Origin of the sequence: Aeromicrobium sp. JJY06, from assembly GCF_044069275.1 — a bacterium.
In the GTDB taxonomy this organism is placed as follows: Bacteria; Actinomycetota; Actinomycetes; order Propionibacteriales; family Nocardioidaceae; genus Aeromicrobium; species Aeromicrobium tamlense.
On sequence record NZ_JBIMRD010000002.1, the window covers coordinates 869087 to 894189 of the forward strand.

Annotated in this window: 31 protein-coding genes; 13 read left to right on the top strand and 18 right to left on the bottom strand. The window is 72.2% G+C overall.

The window, feature by feature from the left end; translation table 11 throughout:
* Positions 1-159: 159 nt before the first annotated feature.
* The 4 genes from ACGWYL_RS15745 to ACGWYL_RS15760 form a co-directional block, all read right to left on the bottom strand.
* Positions 160-1164 carry a carbohydrate kinase family protein gene (locus ACGWYL_RS15745; protein WP_269302687.1) on the bottom strand — a complete coding sequence of 335 codons (1005 nt, stop codon included), beginning with the start codon at positions 1162-1164 and terminating at the stop codon, positions 160-162.
* A gap of 79 nt (positions 1165-1243) precedes the next feature.
* Positions 1244-1609, bottom strand: a complete 366-nt coding sequence (locus ACGWYL_RS15750; RefSeq protein ID WP_179424062.1) for an iron-sulfur cluster assembly accessory protein — start codon at positions 1607-1609, stop codon at positions 1244-1246.
* A gap of 124 nt (positions 1610-1733) precedes the next feature.
* Positions 1734-2843, bottom strand: coding sequence for a glycerate kinase (locus ACGWYL_RS15755; RefSeq protein WP_395487660.1), 1110 nt, complete (start codon positions 2841-2843; stop codon positions 1734-1736).
* Position 2844: 1 nt separating this feature from the next.
* Positions 2845-4110: an aminotransferase class I/II-fold pyridoxal phosphate-dependent enzyme gene (locus ACGWYL_RS15760; protein ID WP_395487661.1), complete on the bottom strand. Its 1266-nt coding sequence runs from the start codon at positions 4108-4110 to the stop codon at positions 2845-2847.
* A gap of 77 nt (positions 4111-4187) precedes the next feature.
* Here ACGWYL_RS15760 and ACGWYL_RS15765 point away from each other — a divergent pair, with 77 nt between their 5' ends.
* From ACGWYL_RS15765 to ACGWYL_RS15775, 3 genes are read left to right on the top strand one after another with little or no spacing between them, the layout of a single operon-like run.
* Positions 4188-4832 (top strand): hypothetical protein, encoded by a 645-nt coding sequence (locus tag ACGWYL_RS15765; RefSeq protein WP_395487662.1) that lies wholly within the window; start codon positions 4188-4190, stop codon positions 4830-4832.
* Positions 4829-5437 carry a hypothetical protein gene (locus ACGWYL_RS15770; protein WP_179424058.1) on the top strand — a complete coding sequence of 203 codons (609 nt, stop codon included), beginning with the start codon at positions 4829-4831 and terminating at the stop codon, positions 5435-5437. The genes ACGWYL_RS15765 and ACGWYL_RS15770 overlap by 4 nt, the downstream gene beginning before the upstream one ends.
* Complete coding sequence (locus ACGWYL_RS15775; protein WP_179424057.1) at positions 5434-6081, top strand: hypothetical protein; 648 nt, start codon at positions 5434-5436, stop codon at positions 6079-6081. Before ACGWYL_RS15770 ends, ACGWYL_RS15775 begins: the two co-directional genes overlap by 4 nt.
* Here ACGWYL_RS15775 and ACGWYL_RS15780 read toward each other — a convergent pair.
* Genes ACGWYL_RS15780 through ACGWYL_RS15795 form a run of 4 tightly spaced genes read right to left on the bottom strand, consistent with a single transcriptional unit; the run spans position 6045 to position 9537 of the window.
* Positions 6045-7346 carry a hypothetical protein gene (locus ACGWYL_RS15780; protein WP_395487663.1) on the bottom strand — a complete coding sequence of 434 codons (1302 nt, stop codon included), beginning with the start codon at positions 7344-7346 and terminating at the stop codon, positions 6045-6047. The genes ACGWYL_RS15775 and ACGWYL_RS15780 overlap by 37 nt on opposite strands.
* Positions 7347-7371: 25 nt before the next feature.
* Positions 7372-7941: a hypothetical protein gene (locus tag ACGWYL_RS15785; RefSeq protein ID WP_179424055.1), complete on the bottom strand. Its 570-nt coding sequence runs from the start codon at positions 7939-7941 to the stop codon at positions 7372-7374.
* Between the two features lie 2 nt (positions 7942-7943).
* Positions 7944-8837, bottom strand: a complete 894-nt coding sequence (htpX, locus tag ACGWYL_RS15790) for a zinc metalloprotease HtpX (protein WP_179424054.1) — start codon at positions 8835-8837, stop codon at positions 7944-7946.
* A complete protein-coding gene (locus ACGWYL_RS15795; protein WP_179424053.1) occupies positions 8812-9537 on the bottom strand; it encodes a PspA/IM30 family protein in 726 nt (241 codons plus the stop codon). Before ACGWYL_RS15795 ends, htpX begins: the two co-directional genes overlap by 26 nt.
* 56 nt (positions 9538-9593) lie before the next feature.
* On the opposite strand from ACGWYL_RS15795, the gene ACGWYL_RS15800 reads away from it, so the two are divergent.
* Positions 9594-10142 (top strand): DUF3043 domain-containing protein, encoded by a 549-nt coding sequence (locus ACGWYL_RS15800; protein WP_179424052.1) that lies wholly within the window; start codon positions 9594-9596, stop codon positions 10140-10142.
* 9 nt (positions 10143-10151) lie between these two features.
* Here the strand turns inward: ACGWYL_RS15800 and ACGWYL_RS15805 are convergent, their stop codons facing one another.
* Together ACGWYL_RS15805 and gcvT are read right to left on the bottom strand one after the other, a co-directional pair.
* A complete protein-coding gene (locus tag ACGWYL_RS15805; RefSeq protein WP_179424051.1) occupies positions 10152-10346 on the bottom strand; it encodes a hypothetical protein in 195 nt (64 codons plus the stop codon).
* A 1-nt stretch (position 10347) separates the two neighbouring features.
* Positions 10348-11448: a glycine cleavage system aminomethyltransferase GcvT gene (gene gcvT / locus ACGWYL_RS15810; protein ID WP_395487664.1), complete on the bottom strand. Its 1101-nt coding sequence runs from the start codon at positions 11446-11448 to the stop codon at positions 10348-10350.
* 33 nt (positions 11449-11481) lie between these two features.
* Here gcvT and ACGWYL_RS15815 point away from each other — a divergent pair, with 33 nt between their 5' ends.
* Both ACGWYL_RS15815 and ACGWYL_RS15820 read left to right on the top strand, forming a co-directional pair.
* A complete protein-coding gene (locus tag ACGWYL_RS15815; protein WP_395487665.1) occupies positions 11482-12897 on the top strand; it encodes a leucyl aminopeptidase in 1416 nt (471 codons plus the stop codon).
* A gap of 5 nt (positions 12898-12902) precedes the next feature.
* Entirely contained in the window at positions 12903-14213 is a 1311-nt protein-coding gene (locus tag ACGWYL_RS15820) for a serine hydrolase domain-containing protein (RefSeq protein WP_395487666.1), read from the top strand.
* Positions 14214-14323: 110 nt separating this feature from the next.
* On the opposite strand, the gene ACGWYL_RS15825 is transcribed toward ACGWYL_RS15820, so the two are convergent.
* On the bottom strand, positions 14324-14872 hold the full coding sequence (locus tag ACGWYL_RS15825; RefSeq protein ID WP_218845736.1) for a hypothetical protein: 549 nt from the start codon (positions 14870-14872) through the stop codon (positions 14324-14326).
* Between the two features lie 145 nt (positions 14873-15017).
* Here ACGWYL_RS15825 and lpdA point away from each other — a divergent pair, with 145 nt between their 5' ends.
* The 3 genes from lpdA to ACGWYL_RS15840 are packed head-to-tail and all read left to right on the top strand — an operon-like array spanning position 15018 to position 19074.
* Positions 15018-16394, top strand: coding sequence for a dihydrolipoyl dehydrogenase (gene lpdA / locus ACGWYL_RS15830; protein WP_179424047.1), 1377 nt, complete (start codon positions 15018-15020; stop codon positions 16392-16394).
* 20 nt (positions 16395-16414) lie between these two features.
* The gene (sucB, locus tag ACGWYL_RS15835; RefSeq protein ID WP_395487667.1) at positions 16415-18178 is read left to right on the top strand and encodes a 2-oxoglutarate dehydrogenase, E2 component, dihydrolipoamide succinyltransferase; all 1764 of its coding nucleotides are present in this window, start codon (positions 16415-16417) and stop codon (positions 18176-18178) included.
* Positions 18179-18180: 2 nt separating this feature from the next.
* Entirely contained in the window at positions 18181-19074 is an 894-nt protein-coding gene (locus tag ACGWYL_RS15840; RefSeq protein WP_269302710.1) for a TIGR01777 family oxidoreductase, read from the top strand.
* A 1-nt stretch (position 19075) separates the two neighbouring features.
* Here the strand turns inward: ACGWYL_RS15840 and ACGWYL_RS15845 are convergent, their stop codons facing one another.
* Complete coding sequence (locus ACGWYL_RS15845) at positions 19076-19471, bottom strand: hypothetical protein (RefSeq protein WP_269302712.1); 396 nt, start codon at positions 19469-19471, stop codon at positions 19076-19078.
* A gap of 68 nt (positions 19472-19539) precedes the next feature.
* On the opposite strand from ACGWYL_RS15845, the gene ACGWYL_RS15850 reads away from it, so the two are divergent.
* From ACGWYL_RS15850 to ACGWYL_RS15865, 4 genes are all read left to right on the top strand, one after another.
* Positions 19540-20037 (top strand): GNAT family N-acetyltransferase, encoded by a 498-nt coding sequence (locus ACGWYL_RS15850; RefSeq protein ID WP_269302713.1) that lies wholly within the window; start codon positions 19540-19542, stop codon positions 20035-20037.
* The gene (gene lipB / locus ACGWYL_RS15855) at positions 20034-20741 is read left to right on the top strand and encodes a lipoyl(octanoyl) transferase LipB (protein WP_395487676.1); all 708 of its coding nucleotides are present in this window, start codon (positions 20034-20036) and stop codon (positions 20739-20741) included. Before ACGWYL_RS15850 ends, lipB begins: the two co-directional genes overlap by 4 nt.
* A gap of 76 nt (positions 20742-20817) precedes the next feature.
* The gene (gene lipA, locus ACGWYL_RS15860) at positions 20818-21714 is read left to right on the top strand and encodes a lipoyl synthase (protein ID WP_179428015.1); all 897 of its coding nucleotides are present in this window, start codon (positions 20818-20820) and stop codon (positions 21712-21714) included.
* Between the two features lie 15 nt (positions 21715-21729).
* Positions 21730-22437, top strand: coding sequence for a DUF4191 domain-containing protein (locus ACGWYL_RS15865; RefSeq protein ID WP_179424043.1), 708 nt, complete (start codon positions 21730-21732; stop codon positions 22435-22437).
* Positions 22438-22522: 85 nt separating this feature from the next.
* On the opposite strand, the gene ACGWYL_RS15870 is transcribed toward ACGWYL_RS15865, so the two are convergent.
* From ACGWYL_RS15870 to ACGWYL_RS15895, 6 genes are all read right to left on the bottom strand, one after another.
* On the bottom strand, positions 22523-22906 hold the full coding sequence (locus ACGWYL_RS15870; RefSeq protein WP_179424042.1) for an RDD family protein: 384 nt from the start codon (positions 22904-22906) through the stop codon (positions 22523-22525).
* Between the two features lie 51 nt (positions 22907-22957).
* Positions 22958-23470: a hypothetical protein gene (locus tag ACGWYL_RS15875; protein ID WP_395487668.1), complete on the bottom strand. Its 513-nt coding sequence runs from the start codon at positions 23468-23470 to the stop codon at positions 22958-22960.
* A 75-nt stretch (positions 23471-23545) separates the two neighbouring features.
* On the bottom strand, positions 23546-23947 hold the full coding sequence (locus ACGWYL_RS15880; protein WP_269302719.1) for a pilus assembly protein TadG-related protein: 402 nt from the start codon (positions 23945-23947) through the stop codon (positions 23546-23548).
* Positions 23944-24360 carry a hypothetical protein gene (locus tag ACGWYL_RS15885; protein ID WP_395487669.1) on the bottom strand — a complete coding sequence of 139 codons (417 nt, stop codon included), beginning with the start codon at positions 24358-24360 and terminating at the stop codon, positions 23944-23946. Before ACGWYL_RS15885 ends, ACGWYL_RS15880 begins: the two co-directional genes overlap by 4 nt.
* On the bottom strand, positions 24357-24740 hold the full coding sequence (locus tag ACGWYL_RS15890) for a TadE/TadG family type IV pilus assembly protein (protein ID WP_269302723.1): 384 nt from the start codon (positions 24738-24740) through the stop codon (positions 24357-24359). Before ACGWYL_RS15890 ends, ACGWYL_RS15885 begins: the two co-directional genes overlap by 4 nt.
* Positions 24741-24742: 2 nt before the next feature.
* Entirely contained in the window at positions 24743-24916 is a 174-nt protein-coding gene (locus ACGWYL_RS15895) for a hypothetical protein (protein ID WP_269302725.1), read from the bottom strand.
* Positions 24917-25103 lie beyond the last annotated feature (187 nt).

Consider the following 25103-nt stretch of genomic DNA (forward strand, 5'->3'; position numbering starts at 1 on the left):
GACTCGTCCAAGGGCGAGCAGCCGCCAAGCATGACAGCGGCCAGGGCGGTCAACGCCGCCAGTTTCATTCGACCCACGGAGCGCCTTTCTCAGAAGATCTCGACCACACAGGGTTTTGATGAACAGTAACGCAGGCGACCGGTCGCCCAGCGGGTTAGGTCAGCCTGACTTGACGACCGTGTCATGGGTGATCGACAGCGCCGTGCCGATCTCGTCGCAGGCCTCGTCGCCGTACGTCGAGCGCACTCGATCGAGGAACGCCGAGCGTTCCAGCACGTACTCCTGGGTGCCGATCGTCTCGACCACGCTGGCCGCGATCGTGCAGCCCACCTGGGCCGCGCGGTCGAGCGAGAGCCCGGCGGCGACGCCGGCCATGAATCCCGCCCGGAAGCTGTCGCCGACGCCCGTCGGGTCGACGGCGGTGACGCCCTCGATGGCCCCGATCCGGTGGCGCGTGCCGTCGGCCTCGTGGACGACGCAGCCGTCCTTGCCGTGCGTGACGACGCGGACGCCCACGCGCTCGGCGATGTCGGCGTCGCTCCAGCCGGTCTTCTTGGCGATCAGGGCCGCTTCGTAGTCGTTGCTGAACAGGTACGCGGCACCGTCGATCAGGTCGCGGATCAGCTCTCCCCCGGCCCAGGCCAGCTGCTGGGAGGGATCGGCGGCGAACGGGATGCCCAGCTCGCGGGCGGTGCGCGTGTGCCGCAGCATGCCGTCGGGGTCGTCGGGGCCGATGAGGAGCAGGTCGATCGGGCGCTCGGCATGCAGCGCGGCGATGTCGATCTCGCGCGCCTGGGCCATCGCGCCGGGGTAGAACGTCACGATCTGGGCGTGCGCCTCGTCGGTCGTGATGGTGCACAGCGCGGTGTGCAGCGTGGGCGACACCAGGACGCTCGAGCAGTCGACGCCCGACTCCTGGAGCCACTCGCGGTAGCCGAGGTCGAAGTCGCGGCCCACGGCGGCGACGAGCGTGGGGTGCAGCCCGAGGCTGCCGAGCCCGAAGGCGATGTTGGCGGCGCATCCGCCGCGGCGGACGTCGAGGTCCTCGACCAGGAACGAGACCGCCAGCTTGTCCAGCTGGTCGGGGACGAGCGAGTCGGAGAACTTGCCGGCGAAGGTCTGCAGGTGGTCGGTGGCTACCGACCCGGCGATGGCGAGGTGCACGGCCGCCACCATATGCGATCGGGGCACGCCGCCGGAAACCCCGGTGGCGTGCCCCGATCGACGTGGGCTGCTGGGCGACTCAGTGGAAGGAGTCACCGCAGGCGCAGGAGCCGGTGGCCATCGGGTTGTCGATGGTGAAGCCCTGCTTCTCGATGGTGTCGACGAAGTCGATCGTGGCGCCGTGGAGGTACGGCAGGCTCATGCGGTCGACGACGACGTTGACGCCGTCGAACTCGCGGATCTCGTCGCCGTCGAGCGTGCGCTCGTCGAAGAACAGCTGGTAGCGCAGGCCCGAGCAGCCACCGGGCTGCACGGCGATGCGCAGCGCGAGGTCGTCGCGGCCCTCCTGCTGCAGCAGGCTCTTGACCTTGCCGGCCGCGCCGTCGCTCAGGGTCACACCGTCGGCGGGCGTGGTCTCGGTGGTGGTCTGGTCCGTGGCGGTCATCGAGGCTCCTCGGTCTACGGATGGATCATGCCGTCAGGTGCAACACGGCGCGATCGGATTCGATTCCCATGGTACGCGGCGAATCGAAGTCGTCGAGCGGCGCGGGCCGCTCGCGCGCGCCGGATCAGGCCGACCAGGACCGGGCGACGCGCTCGGCGAGGTCGGCCAGGTGCCGGTCGGGCTCGCGCAGCGCGGCCTCCTCGCCCACCCGGTCGACCATCCCGTAGGCCGACTCGACGCCCAGGGCGCGCATCTCGCGGCTGCCGACGTCGACGCGGCCGGCCAGGACGACGCACGGCGTGGCGTGCTCCATGGCGATCGAGGCAACGCCGTGCACGACCTTGCCCGCGCGGGAGGAGTAGTCGAACGCCCCCTCCCCCGAGATCACGAGGTCGGCGCCCGCCACGAGGTCGGCGAGTCCGGCCTCGCGGGCGACCAGGCCGATGCCCGACGTGACCTCGGCGCCGAGGACCAGCAGCGCGAACCCGAGGCCGCCGGCGGCGCCGGCGCCCTTCTGGTCGGCGACGCGGCGCTCGGCCGGGGTGGAGCCGCACGCGGCCTCGACGAAGCAGTCGAGGCGGTGGTCGACGGTGATGACCTGCTCGTCCGTGAGGCCCTTCTGGGGACCGAAGGTGCGCGCCGCGCCGAACATCCCGAGCAGGGTGGTCTCGACGTCGGCCGCGACCACGAGCTCGATCCCCTCGAGCCGCGCACGTGCCGGGGCCAGGTCGACCTCGGTGACGCCGTCCAGCCCCGAGGGGCCGGCGTCCAGGGGGACGTCGGACGTGGCGCCGAGGGCCGCGAGCAGTCCCGCTCCTCCGTCGCTGGTGGCGCTGCCGCCCAGTCCCACGACGATGCGCCGCGCTCCCCCGTCGACGGCCGCGGCGATCGCCCGGCCGACGCCGACGGTGGTGGCGTCCATCGGACGCCGCTCGGACACCAGATGCAGCCCGCACGCCTGCGCGGACTCCAGGTAGACCGTGTCACCGGCGACCAGCAGCCCGACCGGCGCCGGCTCGCCCAGCGGGCCGGGCACGGTGACGACCTCGAGGCGCGCGTCGGCTCCGAACGCGCCCTGCAGGGCGTCGAGGAAGCCCGGTCCACCGTCGGCCATGGGTGCCTCGACGAGCTCGTCGCCGGGCGCGGTGCGCCGCCACCCCTCGGCGATGGCGCGCGCGGCCTGGGGTGCGGTCAGGGTGCCGGCGAACTTGTCCGGGGCGACGACGATGCGCACGTCAGGCCGAGGCGGCCTTCTCGGCCGCGGCGAGCAGCACGCACGTGGCCAGGCCCTCCATCGCGAGGGTCAGCTCCTGCAGCGGCGGGAACGAGGGCGCGATGCGGATGTTGCGGTCGCGCGGGTCCTTGCCGTACGGGAACGAGGCGCCGGCGGGCGTGAGCGAGATGCCGGCCTCCTTCGCCAGCTGCACGACGCGCGACGCGGTGCCGTCGACGACGTCGAGGCTGACGAAGTAGCCGCCCTTCGGAGTGGTCCAGGTGGCGACCTCGTGCGGGCCGAGGCGCTCGGACAGGATCCGCAGCACGGTGTCGAACTTCGGCGCCAGGATCTCGCGGTGGCGCGCCATGAGGTCGAGCACGCCCTGCGCGCTGCCGAGGAACTGCGCGTGGCGCAGCTGGTTGACCTTGTCGGGGCCGATCGTGCGGATCGCCGTGTGCGACAGGTACCAGGCGATGTTGTCGGGCGAGCCCGCGAGGAAGCTGACGCCCGATCCGGCCAGCGTGATCTTCGACGTGGACGCGAACATCAGCGGGCGGTCGGGGTGCCCGGCTGCCGAGCACAGGCCGAGGATGTCGGCCGACTTCGCGTGCTCCTCGGTGAGGTCGTGGACCGCGTAGGCGTTGTCCCAGTAGATCCGGAAGTCGTCGGCGGCGGTCTCCAGCGAGGCGAGCTCGGCGGCGACCTGCTCGCTCACGACGGCACCGGTGGGGTTGGAGTAGGTGGGCACGATCCAGATGCCCTTGACCGCGGGGTCGGCGACGTGGGCGCGCACGGCCTCCATGTCGGGCCCGTCCTCGCGCATCTCGACCGGGATCATCTCGATGCCGAGGTGCTCGCAGATCGCGAAGTGGCGGTCGTAGCCGGGCGCGGGGGCCAGGAACTTGACCGGGCCGTCCTTCCACGGGGCCGATCCGCCGGGGACGCCGTGCAGCATCGCGAACACGATCGAGTCGTGCATCATCGACAGGCTCGCGTTGTTGCCGGCGAGGAGCTGGCCCACGGGGACGCCGAGCAGCTCGGCGAAGATCTCGCGCAGCTCGGTCAGGCCCGTGCCGCCGCCGTAGTTGCGGACGTCGACGCCGCCGGACACGTGAGCCTCGACCGGCGTCGTCAGCAGGCCCTCGGAGAGGTCGAGCTGGTCCGAGGACGGCTTGCCGCGCGTGATGTCGAGCTTCAGGCCGGCCTGCTGGAGGTCGGCATAGGCCTGCTGCTGCTCGGCCAGGAAGGCGTCGAGCTGGTCACGGGAGAGGGAGTCGAGGGTCACGGACCCAAGGTATCGCGCAGCACGGTCGTGCCTGCTCCGGCATCGCGGCCCGCTCGGGCTGCCCTACCATCAGGGCCATGACGGGGGACGAGGGCGGACGCGTGCGCCGGTGGCTGCGCCAGCTGAGCCGCACGATGACGCTGCGCCAGGTGCTCGCCGCGGGCGCCACGGTGGTCGTGCTGGCCTCGGGGCTGTTCGGCGGGCTCGCCACCGCGAGGACGGCCGGACCCACCGAGATCGTGGCCGGCGAGCCGTTCCACGCCGAGCCCTTCGACCTCACCGTCGAGCGGCTGCGGTGGTCGGACGACCTGGGCCTCGACGAGGACGTCCGCGGACGCTACCTCGTGGCCGTCGCGACGGTGGAGAACACGTCCGACCACCCCGTCTACACCAGCACCATCCGCGACTCCGTGCGCTTGAAGGGCCTCGACGGCTTCTACACGGGGCTGCTCGGCGAGGAGACCGGGCCGAGCGACGACGCCGCGCCGCAGGTGCTCGTGCTGGCCGACGCCAGCCCGCTCAGTGCCGTCGCGCCCGGGCTCGAGTACGAGGTCGCCTTCGTGTGGGAGCAGGCGGCGTCCGAGCCGTTGCCGACCGAGGCCACCGTGGCCGTCTCGGCCTGGACCTGGCGCCGCAGCTCGCTCGACGACCAGCTGATGTGGTTCGACCCGACGGTCACCCACGCGGGCACGCTCGCGGTGTCGCAGGGGCGTGCGTCATGAGCGTGCTCGGCCTGCGACGGCCTCCCGCGACCGCCGGCGTCCTCGTCGTGCTCGCCCTCGTGCTCGGGCAGTGGCTGCACCAGCAACTGCCGGAGCGTGCCCAGTCCTCACGCCCCTTCGAGGAGCCGGTCGCGGTCGGCGGCACGGCCGCGCTGCGCAGCGGTGACCTCGAGGTGCTGTCGGTCGACGGCGCGCGCTCGGTGGCGCCCGCCGGCGGCGCGACCATGGTCTCCCCCGGCGTCTTCGTCGCGGTCGAGCTCGCCTGGACCCCGCGGGGCGAGTCCTCCGACCTCACCTACGCCGCCCTGCGGGACAACGCCGGACGCGTGCTGCCGTTCTTCGGCACCAGCGGCCGCAGCTCCGTCTCGTGCACCGGCCTCATGGTCGACCGGCCCGCGCGGTGCGTCGCCGTCGTCGAGGCGGATCCGCGCAGCGTCCCCGGCGCCTCGGTGGCACTGGCGCCCCTGGGCCTCGACGAGCGCTGGGACTCCATGGCCGTGGTCGAGCTCGGAGTCGACGCGAGCGACGTCGAGCGCTGGCAGGAGCGCGAGGAGCCGCTCGAGCTGCCGGCCCCGCGCGAGCTGATTCGGACGGAGGCGTCGTGACGAGCACGATCGAGCACCGCCGCACGTGGTGGCAGCGCAACCGCTGGGGACTCGTGGCTCTTCCTCTCGCTCTCGTGCTGGCGCTGGCGGCGGGCAGCTCGCGGCTCCAGGACTACTGGTGGGCGAAGGGGTTCCACTCACCCGCGCCCGTCGAGGCCTCGCAGGCGCACCTCGTCGACGAGTACGACGACGGTCACCTGCGCTACCCGATCGAGGCGCGGTACACCGTCAACGCGTTCGAGCCGGCGGACGACGTGACCCTGATCGGCGGGGATCCGCTCCCCGACGGCGTGCGCGCGTGGCGACTGCGGCTCGACGTGAGCGCCGACCCCGACGTGTCGCTCGTCGGCTGCACCGTCGCGGTGGTGGACGCCGCCGGCAACCTGCACGGCGAGTCCGACTCGGGCCTGCCGCTGGACGGCGCCCGGTTCTCCAGCTGCGTCCCGAACGCGACGCCGGGTCCGCAGGCGGAGCTCGGCAGCACCGAGGAGCCCCGGCTGCGCGAGGGCGACGAGCCGCGCCCGGCCTCGTTCACCACCGAGACCCTGTTCGTGCTGCCCGCGGAGGCCGAGCCCACCGCGGTGCGGCTCTGGTACTTCCTCCCGCGCTACGTGGAGCTGCCGGTGGACGGCTCGGCCGCCTGATCCGGCTGCGTCCAGCGCCGCTGGTTCGACAGGATCCGTCCGATCGCCGCGGCGAGCAGGCCGGCGAGGACGACGTACTCGACGCCCGATGAGATGATGTCGAGCCACGGCGAGAACGCCAGCGCGGTGTCCCGGTCGCGGGGGCCGAGGACCGCGCGCCAGACCTCGCTCGCCAAGGCGTTCGCCTGGTCGGCGATGACGAAGACGAGGCAGAACATCACCATCGGGACGAGCCCGCCGAGCGCCAGCACCCGGAACCCGTCGCGCAGGCCGCTGAACCGGCCCCGGAAGCCCGAGGTCGCCTCTCCCGCCCAGCGCTTGACGACGGCCGGGGTCCGTGAGCCGACGACGGCCAGCGGTCGCACGCGGGAGAGTCGGGACGGGCGCTCGCGCGGCGCGGGCGGGGCGATGCTGCGGCCGAAGACGACGGCCGCCACCGTGAGCCACGCGAGCGGCACCAGCACGACGTCGTCGGCGTTGTCGATGAACGTGCCGATCCAGCCCACGACCGTGGCGACCGGGTCGCCGATCGGGCCGAGGAACGCGATGAGGTCGGCCCACGTGTCCTGGACCCAGTGCACGAAGCGCCGATCGGCGACCCACGCCCAGACGCGGTCCTGGTAGGCCGCGAACGAGACACCGAGCGTGACGATCCACAGCGTCTCGACGTAGGCGGCTCCGAACGCGAGCGCCCGGCTGCGCGCCGGGAGGTTGAAGCGGTCGAACAGGAACCGCAGCACCAGCGCCAGCAGGACGATCCCGACGAGCAGCCAGCCCGTGGCGATCGCGGTGCGGTCGAGGTCGGCGGCCTCGCCGTAGAAGGATCCCGCGCTGCCGTACAGCTCGTCGTAGGTGGCCTCGTTGACGTACGCGCGCACGTCCTCCTTGAGCAGTCCCTGCGCGGCGTAGACCGTGAGGAACGGCAGCAGGGCGCCGGCGAGCACGCCGAGCCAGCCGTCGGTGCGGGGTCCGGTGCCGGGCTCCGGAGCCGACGTGTCGGCGACCAGTCCGGTGACCGACGACGAGACGACCAGGAGCATGACGATGATCGCCACGAGGGTGGACAGCGGCGCCAGCGGAACGATCAGGCCGGCGAGCGTGGAGTGCTCGTCGCTGAGCAAGACGGCGAGCCACAGGAACCCCCACCGCCCGGCGGCGCCGAGCAGGTAGATCGTGGCCAGCACCGGCCAGTGCGCCCCGACCAGCCGGAATCCCTGCCACACCACGGCGATCGCGTCGCGCAGCACCCGGCTCAGCTCCCCCATGGGCGCTGAGTCTAGACCGAGTCCGTCACAGTCCCGGGGCGCCCCAGATCGCGAGCCAGCGGCCGAGGTCGGCCTCGATCGGCACGTCGTTCTCCACGAGCGCGCGCATCCTCAGCTCGGTGGGGTTGTCCCGGCGACGCGCTGCGGAGGGGTCGGGCACGAACGGGTAGAACGTGCCGCGCTTGAACAGGTAGACCAGCGCCGACCGGTGGCCCTCGTGCTCGAAGACCACCGTGGAGCACAGCATCGACGCGTCGAAGCCCTGGGCGGCCATCGTGGAGTTCACGGCGTGCAGGTCGGTGACCAGGCCCGACACGTCACCGGACGGCCGGATCACCTCGAGCCACGTGAAGCCGAACTCGTCGTGGTGCATCTCGACCGTGGCGGTGGGGTCGGTGCGGATCATCTCCTGCGCCGAGGCGATGACCTCGTCGTCGGCGCGCCCCTCGGCGTCACGGAAGCAGACCGCGCCGTGACCGCTGAACGCGAAGCCCTCGGCCTCGAGCGTGAGCGCCGCCTGCGGCACCGCGAACAGGACGTCGAGGTTGGCCTTCGGCGGCTTGCTGCGGCCGAGGATCCCGTCGAGGAACCCCACGCTCAGCGCCGCTCGGTGAGGTCGGCGCCGATGCGGGCGAGCTGGTCGAGGCGCGTCTGCAGCGGCGGGTGCGTGGAGAACAGCGCCTGTGCCGTGTCGCCCTTGAGCGCCGGGGCGATGAAGAAGGCGTTCATCGACTGCGCCTCGCGCAGGTCGGACGTGGGGATGCGGCCCATGTCGCCCGAGATCTTGACCAGCGCCGAGGCCAGCTTGGACGGGCGGCCGGTGAGGTAGGAGCCCGAGCGGTCGGCGCTCAGCTCGCGGTAGCGCGACAGCGCCCGCGTCAGGAAGAAGCTGACGGCCGTGACGACGAGGCTGACCAGGATCACGACGATCATCGCGGGGCCGCTGTTCTTGTCGCGGCTGCCGCCGCCGAACCACATGCCCCAGCGGGTGAGGAAGCCGGCGAGCAGGCCGAGCGACGAGGCGACGGTCATGACCGAGACGTCGCGGTTGGCCACGTGCGCGAGCTCGTGGGCCAGCACGCCCTCGAGCTCGTCGGCGTCGAGGCGCTGCATGATGCCGGTGGTGACGCACACCGCCGAGTGGTTCGGCGAGCGCCCGGTGGCGAAGGCGTTGGGCATGTCGGTGACCGCGACGGCCACGCGCGGCTTGGGCATGTCGGCCAGGGCGACGAGCCGGTCGATCATCGCGTGCAGCTCGGGGGCCTGCTCGGGCGTGACGACGTGCGCGCCCATCGACTTCAGCGCGAGCGAGTCGGAGAAGTACCACTGACCCCACGCCATGCCGAGCGTGATGATGACGGCCACCCACAGGCTGCCGGCGACCGAGATCAGCATCGCGCCGAACAGCACGTAGAGCAGGACCAGTCCCAGGCCGACCCCGCCCATGCGCAGGGTCAGCCCGCGGTCACTGCGAAATCTGGTGCGGGCCATGTCCGTCTCCCTCCACGGCGCGCGGCTCGGAGTCGATCGAGCCGAGGGCCTCGTCGAAGCGCCGCAGCAGCGCCTCGTCCTGCGACTCACCCGGTCGGGTGAGGATGCCTTCGTTCATGAGCTCGTCGACGGCGTCGGCCGTGGCCTCGAGCTCGCGGGTGTGCCGCTCGGCGTCGGCCATGACGCGACCGACGTCGCCCGCGGCGGCGCCGATGCCGGCCGTGGCGCCCTGGATCTCGGTGCGCGCCTGCGCCGCGGAGTACCGCGCGGCCAGCGTGTCCTTGCGGACGCGGAAGTCCTCGATCTGGCGCTCGATGCCCGCGGCCGAGCCGATCAGCTGCTGCTCCTCGGAGCGCAGCTGGGAGCGACGGTCGTCGAGCTCGGTGGCGGCCTTCTCCAGCGCGACCTGACGCTCCAGCGCCAGGCGGGCGGAGGCGTCGTCGCCGCGGTCGACCGCGGCCTTGGCCTCGGCACCCGCGGACTCGATCTCGCGGCGCAGCGACGCCAGCTGGATCTCGACGCGCTTGCGGCTGGTGGCGACGTCGGCCACGCCGCGGCGCACCTGGGCCAGCAGTCGCGACTGGGTGCGATAGGCCTCGTCGAGGCGCTCGCGCACCTCCTCGGGATCGGCTCCGGCGTCCTTCGCGGTGTGCGAACGGAACAGCCGCTTCGTCCGTGTCCAGAACCCGCCCTCAGCCATGGCACCACCCTAGCCGTGCACACCAGCACGAGGCCCGGCCTTGTAGGGTCGTTCGCGTGAACGACGCACCCGAAGGCACCCCCCAGCGCAAGGGTGGACCGACCCGCAGCCGCAAGGAGGCCGAAGCGGCTCGCCGGCAGCAGATGAAGCGGCCGCTGACCCGCCGCGAGCAGGCCGAGCGCGAGCGCCGTCGCCGCTCCGCCGCCCGTGACAAGCAGCGCGAGGCGCTCATGGGCACGGGCTCCACGGCCGACCTGCCGCCCCGCGACCGCGGGCCCGCGAAGGCTCTCGCCCGCGACGCCGTCGACCGTCGTCGCACCGTCGCCGAGTTCATGCTCCCCCTGCTCGTCGTGATCCTCGTGCTCAGCTTCTTCCCCGCGATGGCGTCGATCGTCTTCTCGCTGTGGACGGTCACGATCTTCGCCACGATCCTCGACGAGATCTGGCTGGTCGCCACGATCAAGCGCGAGCTGAAGAAGCGCTTCACCAAGGCCGAGAGCCGCGGCGCGGTGCTCTACGCGGTGCTGCGCAGCACGCAGCTGCGTCGCATGCGCCTGCCGAAGCCGGCCATCGAGATCGGCCAGCCGCTGCGCGAGCAGTACTGACGACGGAGGTCACTCCGGGCGCAGTGACATCGGGCCGTAGACCTCGGCCCCGTCCTCGAGCAGGCGGACCTGCTCGACGCCGTCCTCCAGCAGGTCCTCGAAGGCCGTGCCGATCCACGACTCGGCCTCACCTCGCTGGTCGAACTCCTCCGACGTGCCGACGGCCTCGCCGGCGCTGTTCTCGTACTGCCACGTGAAGCCCATGTCAGCTCTCCTTGGTCGACGGTTGGACGAACGGCGGCTTGGTCACCGTGAAGGCCTGGACGCGGCCGCGGACGTCGACCGAGACGGTGTCGCCGTCGGCGACGGTGCGGTCGAGCAGCGCGAGGCCGATCCCCTGGCGCAGCGTGGGCGAGAAGGTGCCCGAGGTGATCTCGCCGAGCACGTGGCCGTCGGCGTCGTGCACGGCCATGCCCGGGCGCGGGATGCCGCGCCCCTCGGCCAGCAGGCCCCGCAGGGTGCGCACGGTCTTCTCCTCGCGCTGGCGCTCGAGCGCCGCCTTGCCCCAGAACTCGGGCTTGGACCAGCCCACCGCCCAGCCCGCGCGTGCCATGACGGGGCTGACCTCGGCCGACAGCTCGTGGCCGTGCAGCGGGTAGCCCATCTCGGTGCGCAGGGTGTCGCGGGCGCCGAGGCCGCATGCGCGGATGCCCAGTGACTCGCCGGCGGCCATGACCGCGTCCCAGACCGGGACGGCGTCCTCGGCGGCGACGACGAGCTCGTAGCCGCGCTCTCCGGTGTAGCCCGTGCGGCAGACCGTCAGCTCGACGCCGTCGATCGTGCCCTTCGTGAAGGACATGTACTCATGGTCGGCCGGCAGGCCGAGCGCCTCGAGCAGCTCGTCGCTCAGCGGGCCCTGGATCGCGAGCACGGCGTAGTCGCGGTGCTGGTCGACGACCTCGACGCCCTCGGGGGCGGCGGCGCGCAGCCGGCGCACGACCTCGGCGGTGTTGGCCGCGTTGGGGATGAGGAAGACCTCGAACTCGCTGCGCAGGTAGGCGATGAGGTCGTCGACGGTGCCGCCGTCCTCGGAGCAGCACAGCGTGTACTGGGCCTTCCCGGGCGCGATGCGGCCGAGGTCGTTCGTCAGGCAGCGGTTCACGAATCCGGCCGCTCCGGTGCCGCGGACGAGCGCCTTGCCCAGGTGGCTGACGTCGAACAGACCGACGGCCTCGCGGACGGCCTTGTGCTCGGTCAGTACGCCGCCGCCGGCGTACTCCAGCGGCATCGACCAGCCACCGAACTCGGAGAACTTGGCGCCGAGCGCCTCGTGGCGCTGGTGCAGGGGCGACAGCAGCAGGTCCATGCGAGCCAAACTACCGCTGACTACAGTGGCGGCATGTCCACGGTCCAGTTGCGTGCCACCCTGCCCACCGTCGATGCGATCGTCGCGCTGATCCCCTCGGGCTCAGACCTTCCCGACGACGTCCCCTGGGCGGCCTTCGGCTTCACCGGGGAGGCGGGCGACGTGGCCGTCGTGGCCAGCGGCGACGCCCAGCTGACGGCGTGGGTCGCCACCGCCGCCGAGCCCACGGCGGAGCAGCAGCGTCGTGCCGTCGCCAAGGGCCTGCGAGCCGTGCCCAAGGCCACCCGTGTGGGCATCGATCCCAGCCGCGTGGCCGGCGCCGACCTCGCCGCGATCGCCGAGGCCGTCGTGCTGACCTCGTACGTGTACCTGGACTACAAGGGCGACGACGCCCGCCAGAAGACCACGGTCGTCGAGACGGCCACGATCCTGAGCCCCGACGCCCGCAAGGCCGCGACGAAGCGCCTCGTCGACGAGGCCGTCGTCGTGGCCGAGGCGACGTGCGTGGCCCGCGACTGGGTCAACACTCCCCCGGGCGACCTGCGCCCGCCGGCCTTCGCCGACGCGATCAAGGCCGCCGCCCCGACGGGCGTGCGCGTCACCGTCTGGGACGAGAAGCGCCTGGCCAAGGAGCGGTGCGGCGGCATCGTCGGCGTCGGCGCCGGCTCGGACGCCCCGCCGCGCCTGGTCCGCCTCGAGTACAGCCCCGACGGCGCGAAGACCCACCTCGCCCTGGTGGGCAAGGGCATCACGTTCGACTCGGGCGGCCTGTCGCTCAAGCCCGGCGCCTCGATGATGACGATGAAGTGCGACATGGGCGGCGCCGCCGCCATCGTGGCCGCCACCCACGCGATCGCGCGCCTCGGCCTGCCGATCCGCGTCACGGCCTTCGCGTGCATCGCCGAGAACCTTCCCAGCGGCACCGCCACGCGTCCCGGCGACGTCCTGCGCATGCGCTCGGGCGCCACGGTCGAGGTCCACAACACCGACGCCGAGGGCCGCCTCGTGCTGGCCGACGGCCTGGCGCTCGCGGTCGAGTCGAAGGCCGACCACGTCATCGACGTCGCCACCCTGACCGGCGCCGCCATGGTGGCGCTCGGCACCCGCACCACGGCCGTGCTGGGCAACGACGACGAGCTCCAGGACCGCGTGCTCGCCGCCGCCGAGCTCACCGGCGAGTCGATGTGGCGCCTGCCCATCACCGAGGAGATCGGCGCGGCAGTCACCACGTCGTCGATCGCGGACCTGCGCCAGCACAACCCGAAGCCCTACGGCGGCACGCTCTACGCCGCGGCGTTCCTGCGCGAGTTCGTGAAGGACGCCTCGTGGGCGCACCTCGACATCGCGGGCCCGGCGTTCAACGAGGCCGGCGTCTTCGACTACACGCCCGTCGGCGGCACCGGCGCCGGCGTGCGCACGCTCGTCGCGCTCGCCCGAGACCTGGGCTGACCGCGATGTCGGCGTTCGACGACCTGCTGCGCGCCGAGCACGAGGAGTCGGGCTCCGCGTCCGTCGCCGCCGCGGTGGTGCGGGACGGCAGCCTGTACTGGTCCGGCGCCGTGGGCACGCTCGACGGCCGTGGCGGCGCGCCCGCCACCACGGCCACCCCCTACCGGATCGGCTCGATCACCAAGACGTTCGTCGCGGTCGAGGTCCTGCGCCTGCGCGACGAGGGCCGGCTCGACCTCGCCGACCGGATCGACCGGCACCTGCCGGACGTGCCGTTCGGGCACGTCACGATCGCCCAGCTGCTCACGCACACCTCGGGGCTGCAGGCCGAGACCAACGGCCCGTGGTGGGAGCGCACCCCCGGTGGCGACTGGGACCAGCTGGTCGGCTCGGGCCTGCGGCTCGTGCACACCCCGGGCACGCGGTTCCACTACTCCAACGTGGGCTTCGCCGTGCTGGGCCGCCTCGTCGCGGTGCTGCGCGGGACCTCGTGGTTCGAGGCGATCCGCACGGGCATCCTCGACCCGCTGGGCATCGGCGCGATCTCCGAGCACCCCGGCGAGGGCGCGGCCACCGGCCTTTCGCGGCACCCGCGCGACGGGCGGCTGCTCGTCGAGCCGCACCACGACGCCGGCGCGATGGCACCCGCGGGTCAGCTGTGGTCGGGCGTCGAGGACCTGGCGCGCTGGGCGGCGTTCGCCGCAGGCGACACCGGCGACGTCCTCGCCCGCTCCACGTGGGAGGAGATGGTCGTGCCGCTCGCGGTGGACGACCGCCCCGACGCCCCGTGGGCCACGGCGCAGGCACTCGGCTGGCGCGTCTGGCCCGGCAGCGGCTCGGGTCGCCGCGTGGGTCACGGTGGATCGATGCCCGGCTTCCTCGCCACCGTGATCGCCGAGCCCGCCACCGGCTGGGGCATCGTGGTGCTGGCCAACGACACGCTGCACCTGGGCGACCTCGCCACGAGCCTGCTCGACGCGGCCGGCGCCCTGCACCCGTCCTCGCCCCGTCGCGAGACGGTCGAGCCCGCCCCCGACGTCGCCGCGCTCGTCGGCGACTGGTTCTGGGGCGCGGTGCCGTACCGGCTCGAGGCCACGCCCGACGGCTTCCACCTGAGCGACGTCAACGGGAACCGGCGCTCGCGGTTCGTGCGCGACGGCGACGGCTGGCGCGGGCTCGACACGTACTTCGCGGGCGAGCGTCTCGTGGTGCGACCCGACGGCGCGCTGGACCTGGCCTCGTTCGTCCTCGGCCGCGAGCCCTACGACCCGACGGTCGAGCACCCCGGCGGCCTGGATCCCCGCGGCTGGCACTGACGCCCCCGCAGGAGGGAGCGGTGAGCAGTCAACCCTTCCCGATTGAGGGCGGTGAGTCATGAACCGAATCGGCACGCCATCCGGTTGACTGCCCACCGCCCGGCCAGGGCTCACAGACCGAGCTTGCGCGCGGCCTCCTCGACCTTGTCCCAGCGGGCGCGGTCACCGCCCGTGCGGTCGGGGTGCGCCTTGCTGCGCGCGGCGCGCAGCACCCGCTCGAGGTCGGACCTCGAGGGGTTGCGCGGCAGCGGCTCGGTGCCGGCGATCGTCTCGAGCGTCATGATCGCGGCGAACTGCGCCGGGCTGTAGTCGCCCCGCTCGACCTCGACGCTGGTCTTCTTGGCCGTGGCGCGGGCGTTGTAGTCGCGCATCCGCTGGGGGTAGCCGACGCGGTTCGCGTCGTACAGCGGGATCTTGAGGCTGCGCGCGAGGTCGGAGGCGACCTTCTCGTTGGCGACGCGGCGCCGGGTCCACTCGCCGTCGGCGGCCACGAACACCACCGTGGTCTGCGTGACGGTGGTCTTGGGCTCGACGTACGCCTCGACCCCCGACCGCGACGTGGCGAACTCGCGCAGCGCGGCCAGGTCGGCCTTGCTGGCGTCGCGATCGGACACGACGGCACCCGCAGCGGTGCGTCGACGGCGCTTGAACAGTCCCACGCGGCAATTCTGCCGGACCGCGCCCACTCCCCGCGGGAACCTCGCGGAACCTACGCCGAAGTCACATCGACACGGGCCCTCCCCGGTGGCAGCCCTCACCGGACAGGTGACAAGATGACAGCAGACCACCTACCCGGAGGACATCGTGCCCGACGACGCACCCCATTCGTTCGACATCGTCATTCTCGGAGCCGGCAGCGGAGGCTACGCGTGCGCCCTGCGCGCCGTGCAGCTCGGCAAGACCGTCGCCATGATCGAGAAGGCCAAGGTGGGCGGCACGTGCCTCCACGAGGGCTGCATCCCGACCAAGGCGCTGCTCCACGCCGCCGAGGTCGCCCACGTCGCCAGCGAGGGCGACTCGATCGGCGTCCACACCAGCTTCGACGGCGTCGACATGACGAAGGTCAACGCCTACAAGCAGGGCGTCATCGACCGCCTCTACAAGGGACTCACCGGTCTGGTGAAGTCCGGCGGCATCACCGTCGTCGAGGGCGAGGGCCGCCTGGTCGACGCCAAGACCGTCGAGGTCGACGGCCAGCGCTACACCGGCACGAACGTCGTCCTCGCCACCGGCTCCGAGCCCCGCACCCTGGGCATCGAGATCGGCGGCCGCGTGATGACCAGCGACCAGGCCCTCCAGCTCGACGAGGTCCCGAAGCGCGCCGTCATCATCGGCGGCTCGGTCATCGGCGTCGAGTTCGCCTCCGTCTGGAACCACTTCGGCGCCGAGGTCACGATCGTCGAGGCGCTGCCCACGCTCGTGCCGCTGGAGGACCCGATCCTCAGCAAGGGCCTCGAGCGCGCGTTCCGCAAGCGCAAGATCGCCTTCAAGACCGGGGTGAAGTTCACCGGGGTCGAGCAGAACGAGAACGGCGCCGTCGTCACCCTCGAGAACGGCGACACGATCGAGACCGACGTGGTCCTGGTCGCCGTGGGCCGCGGCCCCCGCTCGGCGGGCCTGGGCTTCGAGGAGGCCGGCGTCACCGTCGAGCGCGGCTGGGTGCCCACCGACGAGCGCCTGCGCACCAACGTCGACGGCGTCTTCGCCGTGGGCGACCTGGTCCCGGGCCTGCAGCTGGCGCACCGCGGCTTCGCCCACGGCATCTTCGTCGCCGAGGAGATCGCGGGCCTGAGCCCGCAGCCCGTCATCGACTCCAACATCCCGCGCGTCACCTACTGCGAGCCCGAGCTCGCGTCGGTGGGCCTCACCGAGGCCCAGGCCAAGGAGAAGCACGGCGAGGTCGAGACCGTCGAGTACAACCTCGGCGGCAACGGCAAGAGCCAGATCCTGCAGACCGCCGGCGTCGTGAAGGTCGTGCGCGAGAAGGACGGCCCCATCGTGGGCGTCCACATGCTCGGCGCTCGCATGGGCGAGCAGATCGGCGAGGCGACGCTCTGGGTCGGCTGGGAGGCCTACCCCGACGACGTGGCCGAGTTCATCCACGCGCACCCCACCCAGAACGAATCCCTCGGCGAGGCCGCTCTCGCCCTGGCCGGCAAGCCGCTGCACTCGCACGCCTGAGAACGGAACAGGACACCCACATGGCAACCGAAGTCACCCTTCCCGCGCTCGGCGAGTCCGTCACGGAGGGCACGGTCACGCAGTGGCTGAAGTCCGTCGGCGACACGATCGAGGTCGACGAGCCGCTGCTGGAGATCTCCACCGACAAGGTCGACACCGAGATCCCCTCCCCCGTGGCCGGCACGATCCTGGAGATCAAGGCCGAGGAGGACGACACCGTCGAGGTGGGCGCCGTCCTGGCGATCATCGGCGACGAGGGCGAGAGCAGCTCCGACAGCGGCGCCGGCGACACCAACCAGGACGCGCCGGCGGCCGACCCCGAGCCGCAGCCCGAGGACCCGCCCAGCGAGGCCGAGGAGCCCGCCACCGAGCCCGACGAGGAGGCGCCCGCCCCCGAGCCGGAGGCCAAGCCCGCCTCGTCCGGCAGCACGAGCGGCCAGGCCGTCACGCTGCCCGCGCTCGGCGAGTCCGTCACCGAGGGCACCGTCACGCAGTGGCTCAAGTCCGTCGGCGACACCGTCGAGGTCGACGAGCCACTCCTGGAGATCTCCACCGACAAGGTCGACACCGAGATCCCGTCGCCGATCGCCGGCACGCTGCTGGAGATCAAGGTCGACGAGGACGAGACCGTCGAGGTCGGCGCCGAGCTGGCCATCATCGGCGAGGAGGGCGCCGCGCCCGCCGAGTCGTCCGAGCCCGAGCAGCCGAAGGCCGAGGAGCCCGAGCCGGAGCCCGAGCCCGAGCCCGAGCCCGAGCCCGAGGAGCCGAAGCAGGAGGAGGCTCCGAAGGAGGAGCCGAAGGCGGAGGAGCCCCAGGCCGAGGAGCCGAAGGTCGAGGTCTCCGCCTCGTCCGACTCCGGCTCGTCCGAGGGCTACGTGACCCCGATCGTGCGCAAGCTCGCGAAGCAGCACGGCGTCGACCTGGCCACCGTCACCGGCTCCGGCGTCGGCGGCCGCATCCGCAAGCAGGACATCCTCGACGCCGCCGAGAAGAACAAGGCGTCCGAGGCGCCTGCCGAGGAGAAGCCCGCTGCCGCCGCGCCGGCGCCGGCCGAGGCCTCGCCGCTGCGTGGTCGCACCGACAAGCTCACCCGCCTGCGCAAGACCATCGCCAACCGCATGGTCGAGTCGCTGCAGGTCGCGGCCCAGCTCACGCAGGTGCACGAGGTCGACGTCACCGAGGTCGTCCGCCTGCGCGCCCAGCACAAGAACGCGTTCCTGGAGCGCGAGGGCGTCAAGCTGACGTACCTGCCGTTCTTCGCGAAGGCGGCCATCGAGGCGCTCAAGCAGTACCCGCAGGTCAACGCGGCACTCGACCTCGAGGGCGGCACCGTCACCTATCCCGACGGCGAGCACCTCTCGATCGCGGTCGACACCGAGCGCGGCCTGCTGGCGCCCACGATCAAGGATGCCGGCGATCTCAACATCGCCGGACTGGCCCGCAAGATCGCGGACATCGCCGATCGCACCCGGAACAACAAGATCCTTCCGGACGAGCTCTCCGGCGGTACGTTCTCGATCACGAACCTGGGCAGCAACGGCGCCCTGTTCGACACGCCGATCATCAACCAGCCGCAGGTCGCGATCCTCGGCGTCGGCTCGATCGTCAAGCGCCCGGTCGTCATCACCGACGCGAACGGCTCGGAGTCCATCGCGATCCGCTCGATGGCGTACCTCGCGCTGACGTACGACCACCGGATCATCGACGGTGCCGACGCCGGTCGCTTCCTGACCGCCATCAAGGAGCGCCTGCAGGCCGGCGCCTTCGAAGGCGAGCTGGGCTGACCATGCGTGTGGTGATCGGGGGCGCGTCGGGGTTTCTCGGCGCGCCCCTGGTCGTCCACCTGCGCCAGCGCGGGCACGACGTCACGGCGCTCGTGCGGCGCACGGCCGGGCAGGGCGAGTCGTGGTGGAAGCCCTCCGAGGGCCTCATCGACCAGACGCTGATCGACGAGGCCGACGCGGTCGTCAACCTCTCGGGATCGCCGATCTCGCAGTGGCCCCGCACTCCCGCACGCAAACGAGAGATCCTCGCGTCGCGCCTCGACGCCACGTCCACGCTGGCGCGGGCGATCGCGGCGGCTCCCACTCCCCCGGCCTTCCTGTCGGGCTCGGCGATCGGCTGGTACGGCACCGACCGCGGTGACGAGGAGCTGACCGAGGACACCGCCGCCGGTCCGGGCTTCCTCGCCGAGGTGGCCCAGCGCTGGGAGGAGGCCGCCGCCCCGGCGGTCGACGCCGGCGCCCGCGTGGCCTGGCTGCGCACCGGGATCGTCATGGACCGCTCCGGCGGCGCGCTGAAGCTCATGCTGCTGCCGTTCCGACTGGGCCTCGGCGCACGCCTCGGTGACGGCCACCAGTACTTCTCCACCATCTCGCGACGCGACTGGATCGCCGCGGTCACCCACGTCCTCGAGGGCGAGCTCAGCGGTCCGGTGAACCTGGCCATCCCCGACGACGTCACCAACCGCGACTTCACCCGGACCCTCGCCACCACGGTGCACCGGCCGGCCGTGCTGGCCGCCCCGGCGTTCGCGATCCGGCTCGCGCTCGGCGGTCTGGCCGACGACCTGCTCGGCTCGCTGCGCGTGCGGCCGCAGGCGCTGATGGACGACAAGTTCTCCTTCGCCGATCCCGGCATCGACCGGGTGCTGCGCACGGCGCTCGGTCGCGGCGCCTGATTCAGCGCACACGCTCGATCCGCCACCAGCCGCCCCGGTGGCCCAGCGCGACGACCCTGCGGTCCCAGGCGTCGGTGGGCAGGGCCTGCCGCGAGCCGTCGGGCAGCACGGCCACCGTGGGTCCCAGCCGCTCCACGACCTCGACCTCGTGTGCCCCGCGGTCCCGGCACGACGCCCGCAGCGTGCGGGCTCCCTCCACCCGGATCCCTCGCTCGTTCCAGGCCCTCAGGCGGTCGGTGTCGTCGACGCCCGAGCCGGGCGCGTAGGCGGCCGCCAGCAGCCGCCGGTCGCCCGAGGTCCATGCGAGCGCCCGCACCACGTCGAGGGCCGCCAGCGCGTCGCAGCCCGCCGTGGACGGCACGGCGAGGGCGACGAGAGCCGCGATCCACTCCCCCATGGCCGCAGCCTCGCGGCCGGGGTGCGCCCGTGTCGACTCGTCGTCCACAGCCCTGCCACGATGGACCCGTGGCGACCATCCGCGCGGCGACCCCCGCCGACCTCCCCGCGATCCTCGAGATCCACAACGAGGCCATCGTCAACACGACGGCCATCTGGGACGAGACGCCGGTCGATCTCGCCGACCGCGTCCGCTGGTACGAGACCCGGATCGAGGCCGGCCACCCCGTGCTGGTGGCCGAGGCGCACGGCGAGGTGGCCGGCTACGCCAGCTACGGCGTCTTCCGGCCGCGCGAGTCGTACCGCCACACGGTCGAGAACGCCGTCTACGTGCACCACGACCACCGCCGCCGCGGGATCGCCCGCCAGCTGATGGTCGCGCTCCTCGGGCACGCCTGCGACAACCCCGACGTGCACGTGGTGCTGGCACTGATCGAGTCCGGCAACACCGTGTCGATCGAGCTGCACGAGGACCTCGGCTTCGAGCAGACGGGGCGCCTCGCCGAGGTCGGCCGCAAGTTCGACCGCTGGCTCGACCTGACGATCCTGCGCCGCGTCGTAGGCTGATCCTCGTGCGCTACCTCCAGGACTGGTACGGCGACGCCGCCCTCGACTACACGCAGGCGTGGCAGCTGCAGCGCGACCTGCACGCCGACCGTGTGGCCGACCGCATCGGGGACACCGTGCTGCTGCTCGAGCACCCGCCGGTCTACACCGCCGGCCGCCGCACCGAGCCGCACGAGCGCCCGCAGGACGGCACCCCCGTCGTCGACGTCGACCGCGGCGGCAAGATCACGTTCCACGGTCCCGGCCAGCTGGTGGGCTACCCCATCGTGAAGCTGCCCGGCCACGTGCTCGTCGTCGACTACGTCCGCCGGATCGAGGAGGCGCTCATCCGCGCCCTCGCCGACCAGGGCCTCGCCACCGGCCGCGTGCCCGGCCGCTCGGGCGTGTGGCTGCCGGAGTCCGCCGGACGCCCCGAGCGCAAGATCGCCGCGATCGGCATCCGCGTCTCGCGCGGCGTCGCGATGCACGGCTTCAGCCTCAACTGTGACGTCGACCTCGACTGGTACGACCGGTTCGTCCCGTGCGGGATCGCCGACGCGGGCGTGACGTCGCTCGACCGCGAGGTCGGCCGCGACCTCCGTCCCTCGGACGTGGCGCCCAGCGCGATCACGCACCTCGACGACCTCCTGACCTGGCGCACCTACGAGCCCTCGCCCGACATCGAGCGCGTGCAGCACGCCTCGGTCCCGCTGCTGCAGCCGTAGGGCGTCGCCCGAGCGGGCGCGGTGGGTCCCGCGGCGTAGGGTGGTCACCGTGACCATCGCTCCCGAAGGACGCAAGATGTTGCGGCTCGAGGTCCGCAACGCCGAGACCCCCATCGAGAAGAAGCCGGCGTGGATCAAGACGCGCGCCAAGATGGGCCCCGAGTACCAGGAGCTCATGAAGCTCGTGAAGGGCGAGGGCCTGCACACGGTGTGCCAGGAGGCCGGCTGCCCCAACATCTTCGAGTGCTGGGAGGACCGCGAGGCCACGTTCCTCATCGGTGGCGAGCAGTGCACGCGCCGCTGCGACTTCTGCCAGATCGACACCGGCAAGCCCGCCGACCTCGACCGTGACGAGCCGCGCCGCGTCGCCGAGAGCGTCCGCACGATGGAGCTCAAGTACGCCACGATCACCGGCGTCGCGCGCGACGACCTGCCCGACGGCGGCGCCTGGCTCTACGCCGAGACGGTGCGCAAGATCCACGAGCTCAACCCGGGCACCGGCGTGGAGAACCTCATCCCCGACTTCAACGGCATCCCCGAGCTGCTGACCGAGGTCTTCGAGTCGCGTCCCGAGGTGCTCGCGCACAACGTGGAGACGGTGCCGCGCATCTTCAAGCGCATCCGTCCGGCCTTCCGCTACGAGCGCTCGCTCGATGTCCTGACGCAGGCGCGCCAGTTCGGCCTGGTCACGAAGTCGAACCTCATCCTGGGCCTGGGCGAGACGCGCGAGGAGGTCTCGCAGGCGCTGCGCGACCTGCACGAGGCGGGCTGCGAGCTCATCACGATCACGCAGTACCTGCGTCCGTCGGCGCGTCACCACCCCGTCGAGCGGTGGGTGAAGCCCGAGGAGTTCGTCGAGCTGCAGCAGGAGGCCGACGAGATCGGCTTCTCCGGCGTCATGTCCGGCCCGCTGGTCCGCTCGTCGTACCGCGCCGGAAGGCTCTACCAGCAGGCCATGGACGCACGGGCCTGACGTAGAATCGGGGTCATGTCCAGCCCCGCCCCCGCCGCACCCACCGGACGCATCGCGCAGCTGCGCTCGGCGTACACGATGACGAAGCGGACCCAGCCTCGTCTCGGTCTGCTCCTCGTCGCCGTGTTCGTGCTGTCCGCTGCCGCCATGGCGACCGTCTCGCTGCTCATCCTCGGGGTCTGGTGGCTGGGCATCGTCATCTCCGCCATCCTGGCGCTGACCACCGCGCTGCTGGTGACGATGATCGTGTTCGGCAAGCGTGCCGAGAAGTCGATGTACCAGCAGGCCGAGGGCCAGCTGGGCGCCGGCGCGGGTGCGCTGCAGATGCTGCGTCGCGGCTGGGACGTGAAGCCGGCCGTGGCGTTCACGAAGCAGCAGGACGTCATCCACCGCCTCGTCGGCCGCCCGGGCGTCGTGCTCGTGGGCGAGGGCCAGCACGCGCGCGTGAAGAACCTGCTCGGCGCCGAGGTGAAGAAGCACCGCCGCATCGTCGGCGACGGCGTCCCGATCACCACGCTGATCGTGGGCCGCGGCGAGGGCGAGGTGCCCCTGCCCGACCTGGTGAAGCGGGTCAAGAAGCTGAAGAAGGCCATCAAGCCGGCCCAGCAGACCGACGTGCTCTACAAGCTCAAGGCGCTCGACGCGATGCGCCCCGCCGCTCCTATGCCGCGCGGCCCGGTGCCCACGAGCATGAAGGGCGCCCGCAAGATGATGCGCGGCTGACCCAGCCCCAGCCGCCGCCACCCGCTCCCCGCGAGTGGCGCAGGAACGCCCGCCACTCGTCGAGTGGCGGGCGTTCCTGCGCCAGTCAGGCCTTGACGACCTTGCTGCCCGCTGCGAGGTCGTGGAGGCCGCGCTTGTCGTCGGTCATGACGATCGCGGGGATGACGACGCTGAGCAGCAGGGTGCGCAGCAGGGCGCGTGGGATGCCGATGGGCATGCCGTCGGGGTTGATGAGCCGCAGGCCCATGATCCGCTTGCCGATCGAGAAGCCGGTGAGGCCGACGAGGATCGCGACCTCCACGATGAACACGGCGTTGATGATCAGCTGGTCGCGGATGCCCTCGGGCGGGAAGGTCACGCCGGCCCAGGCGAACATCGCCACGGCGGAGAGCGAGGCGATCACCCAGTCGATCAGCAGCGCCACGAGGCGCCGTCCCAGGGACGGCTCGTCGTCGAAGGTCTCGGTCACGCCCACCAGCCTAGGCAGCCGTGCTCCTCTCCCCCCGGGCCGGGTCGCCGGTCAGGACCGGCGCAGCCGGGTGACCGCCGGGGCCTCGTCGAACTGCTCGCCGCCCGCGCCGAACGCGATGACGAACTGCGCGAAGACGTGCTTCGTGGCGTGGCCCTTCAGGCACGACCGCGGCACCTTCAACCGGACGACCTCGGGTCCCCAGCTGCCGGAGATGCCCTTGCAGGTGCGCTTCCTCAGGCTGAAGTGGTCGTAGTACAGCAGCGAGACCTTGGCGGGCTGGCCCCGGTGCTGGCGGATCCGCACGACGTAGCCCGCCTCGAAGATCTCGTGCCGGGAGACCAGGAAGTCAGCGGTGCCGGACGGGCCGAGGTCAGGGATCTTCGCGGCGACACGCACGCGGTCGGACAGGTGCGTGTAGCGAACCTTGGTGATGTCGATGCGCGCCGGGGCGTCGCCGGCAGGGTCGTTCCGGTCGACCGTCTGGGCCGAGGCCGGTGCGGCCACGCCGCCCACCAGAAGTGCGGCTCCGCAGAGCGCGGGAACCAGGTGTGAGCGTCTCATCGTCGGCCTCCTTCCGCGCGGGCACGGTGCCCGCCCTCCCTCACCGTGAGCGCCGAGCAGCGTGACGGATACGTCTCAGGGCGCGATCTGCAGCCGGGCGGACGCCTCGGCGCGGACCGTGGCGGTGTCCGGGAAGCCGGGTGGGACCAGGGGCAGCCGCGTCTGTCGCATGACGCGGACCTCGACCCGGTCGTCGCTGGTCATGAGCCTGAGGCTGACGTCGTCGGGGACGATCCCGGCGGTGAGGGCCCGGGCGTCGGCGGAGTCGAGTGTCGCCTCGTCGGTGATGCCTCGCAGGTAGACGCGGTCGCGATCGAGTCCGTCCGCCGCGTGCAGGGCGACGCGGTCGGCGAGGTTCATCAGCTCGCGCCGCTCGAGGAAGGCGGCCGAGGCGTTGACGACCACGACGACGAGCAGGCCGAGGATCGCGAGGAACCCGACGGTCAGGACGGTGACGTTGCCACGCTCGGATCTCATGGAGCCGCCCGGTAGCGGCCGAAGGGCTCGGTGTGGGTGGACGCCACGTCGAATGCCGCGAGGGGATCACCGAAGAGGTCGGGGGCGAGTGGCAGCCGCTGGCTGGAGCGCACGCGGACGACCACGGTGGAGCCGGGCGCGAAGCACGTCGGCCGGCACTCGGTGGACACGACGGCACCGACCACGTCGTGGTCGGCCAGCACGAGGCGAGCTGCCAGAGCGGCGCGTGCCCGCCCCTGCTCGGGAGTGTCCGCCTGCATGAACGCCCGCGCCGCCGCCTCGCTCGCGGCGGCCACGCCGTACGCTGCGCGCTGGGTCTGGAAGACCGCCACGACGATGTAGACCAGGGGCACGAGCAGCAGCAGCGTCAGCCACGTGAACTCCACGGTGGCACTCCCTCGCTCGCGCCTCACGGCGCCTCCTGCCGAACGGCGCGGCCGACCGCATCGACCTCGACCCGTGGACCCCACAGCCCGAGGGGCGGAACCGATCCGCTGACCCGCACCTCGACGACGCTCATCCCGTCGACTCGCGTCTCGCGGGCGGTGACCCCGTCGGCGTAGCGGTCGGCCAGCGTCGTGCTGAGCACGTCGCGTGCGCGGGTGCGGGCATCGTCGACAGAGCCGTCGAGACCCGCCGCCGCCCGCGCTCCGTCGGACGCGGCGGCGGTCATCGTGTTGCGGACGTGCATCACGAGGGCGACCTGCGCGATCCCGAACACGAGCGGCACGAGCACGAGGAGCACCATCACGAACTCCGGGACGGCCGCTCCGTGCTCGTCGCGCGCCCGCACCGTCAGCCGCCGACGGACGACAGCGCCTGGTTGAGCATCGAGGTCAGCCGCGGTCCCGCGATGACCGTCAGGCCCGCGACGACGCCGGCCGTCATCAGCGTGATCATCACCCACCCGGGGACGTCGCCGCGCTCGCGGTGCCGACGGGTCCTCAGTCGCTCGATCCATGTCGTCATCTGGTCTCCTTCATCTCAGCCACCCGAGGTCAGGTGGAGTCCGGCCAGGCCCGGGAAGAATGCGTACTCCTACTACCCAAAATGGGTGACAAGAGAAAATGCGTCAGTGGTCCGTCTTGGGTGAGGGCTGACGATCAGCGGCGAGAAGGTACGTGCTTCTGATCGTCTCGCGGATCTCGGTCGCAGT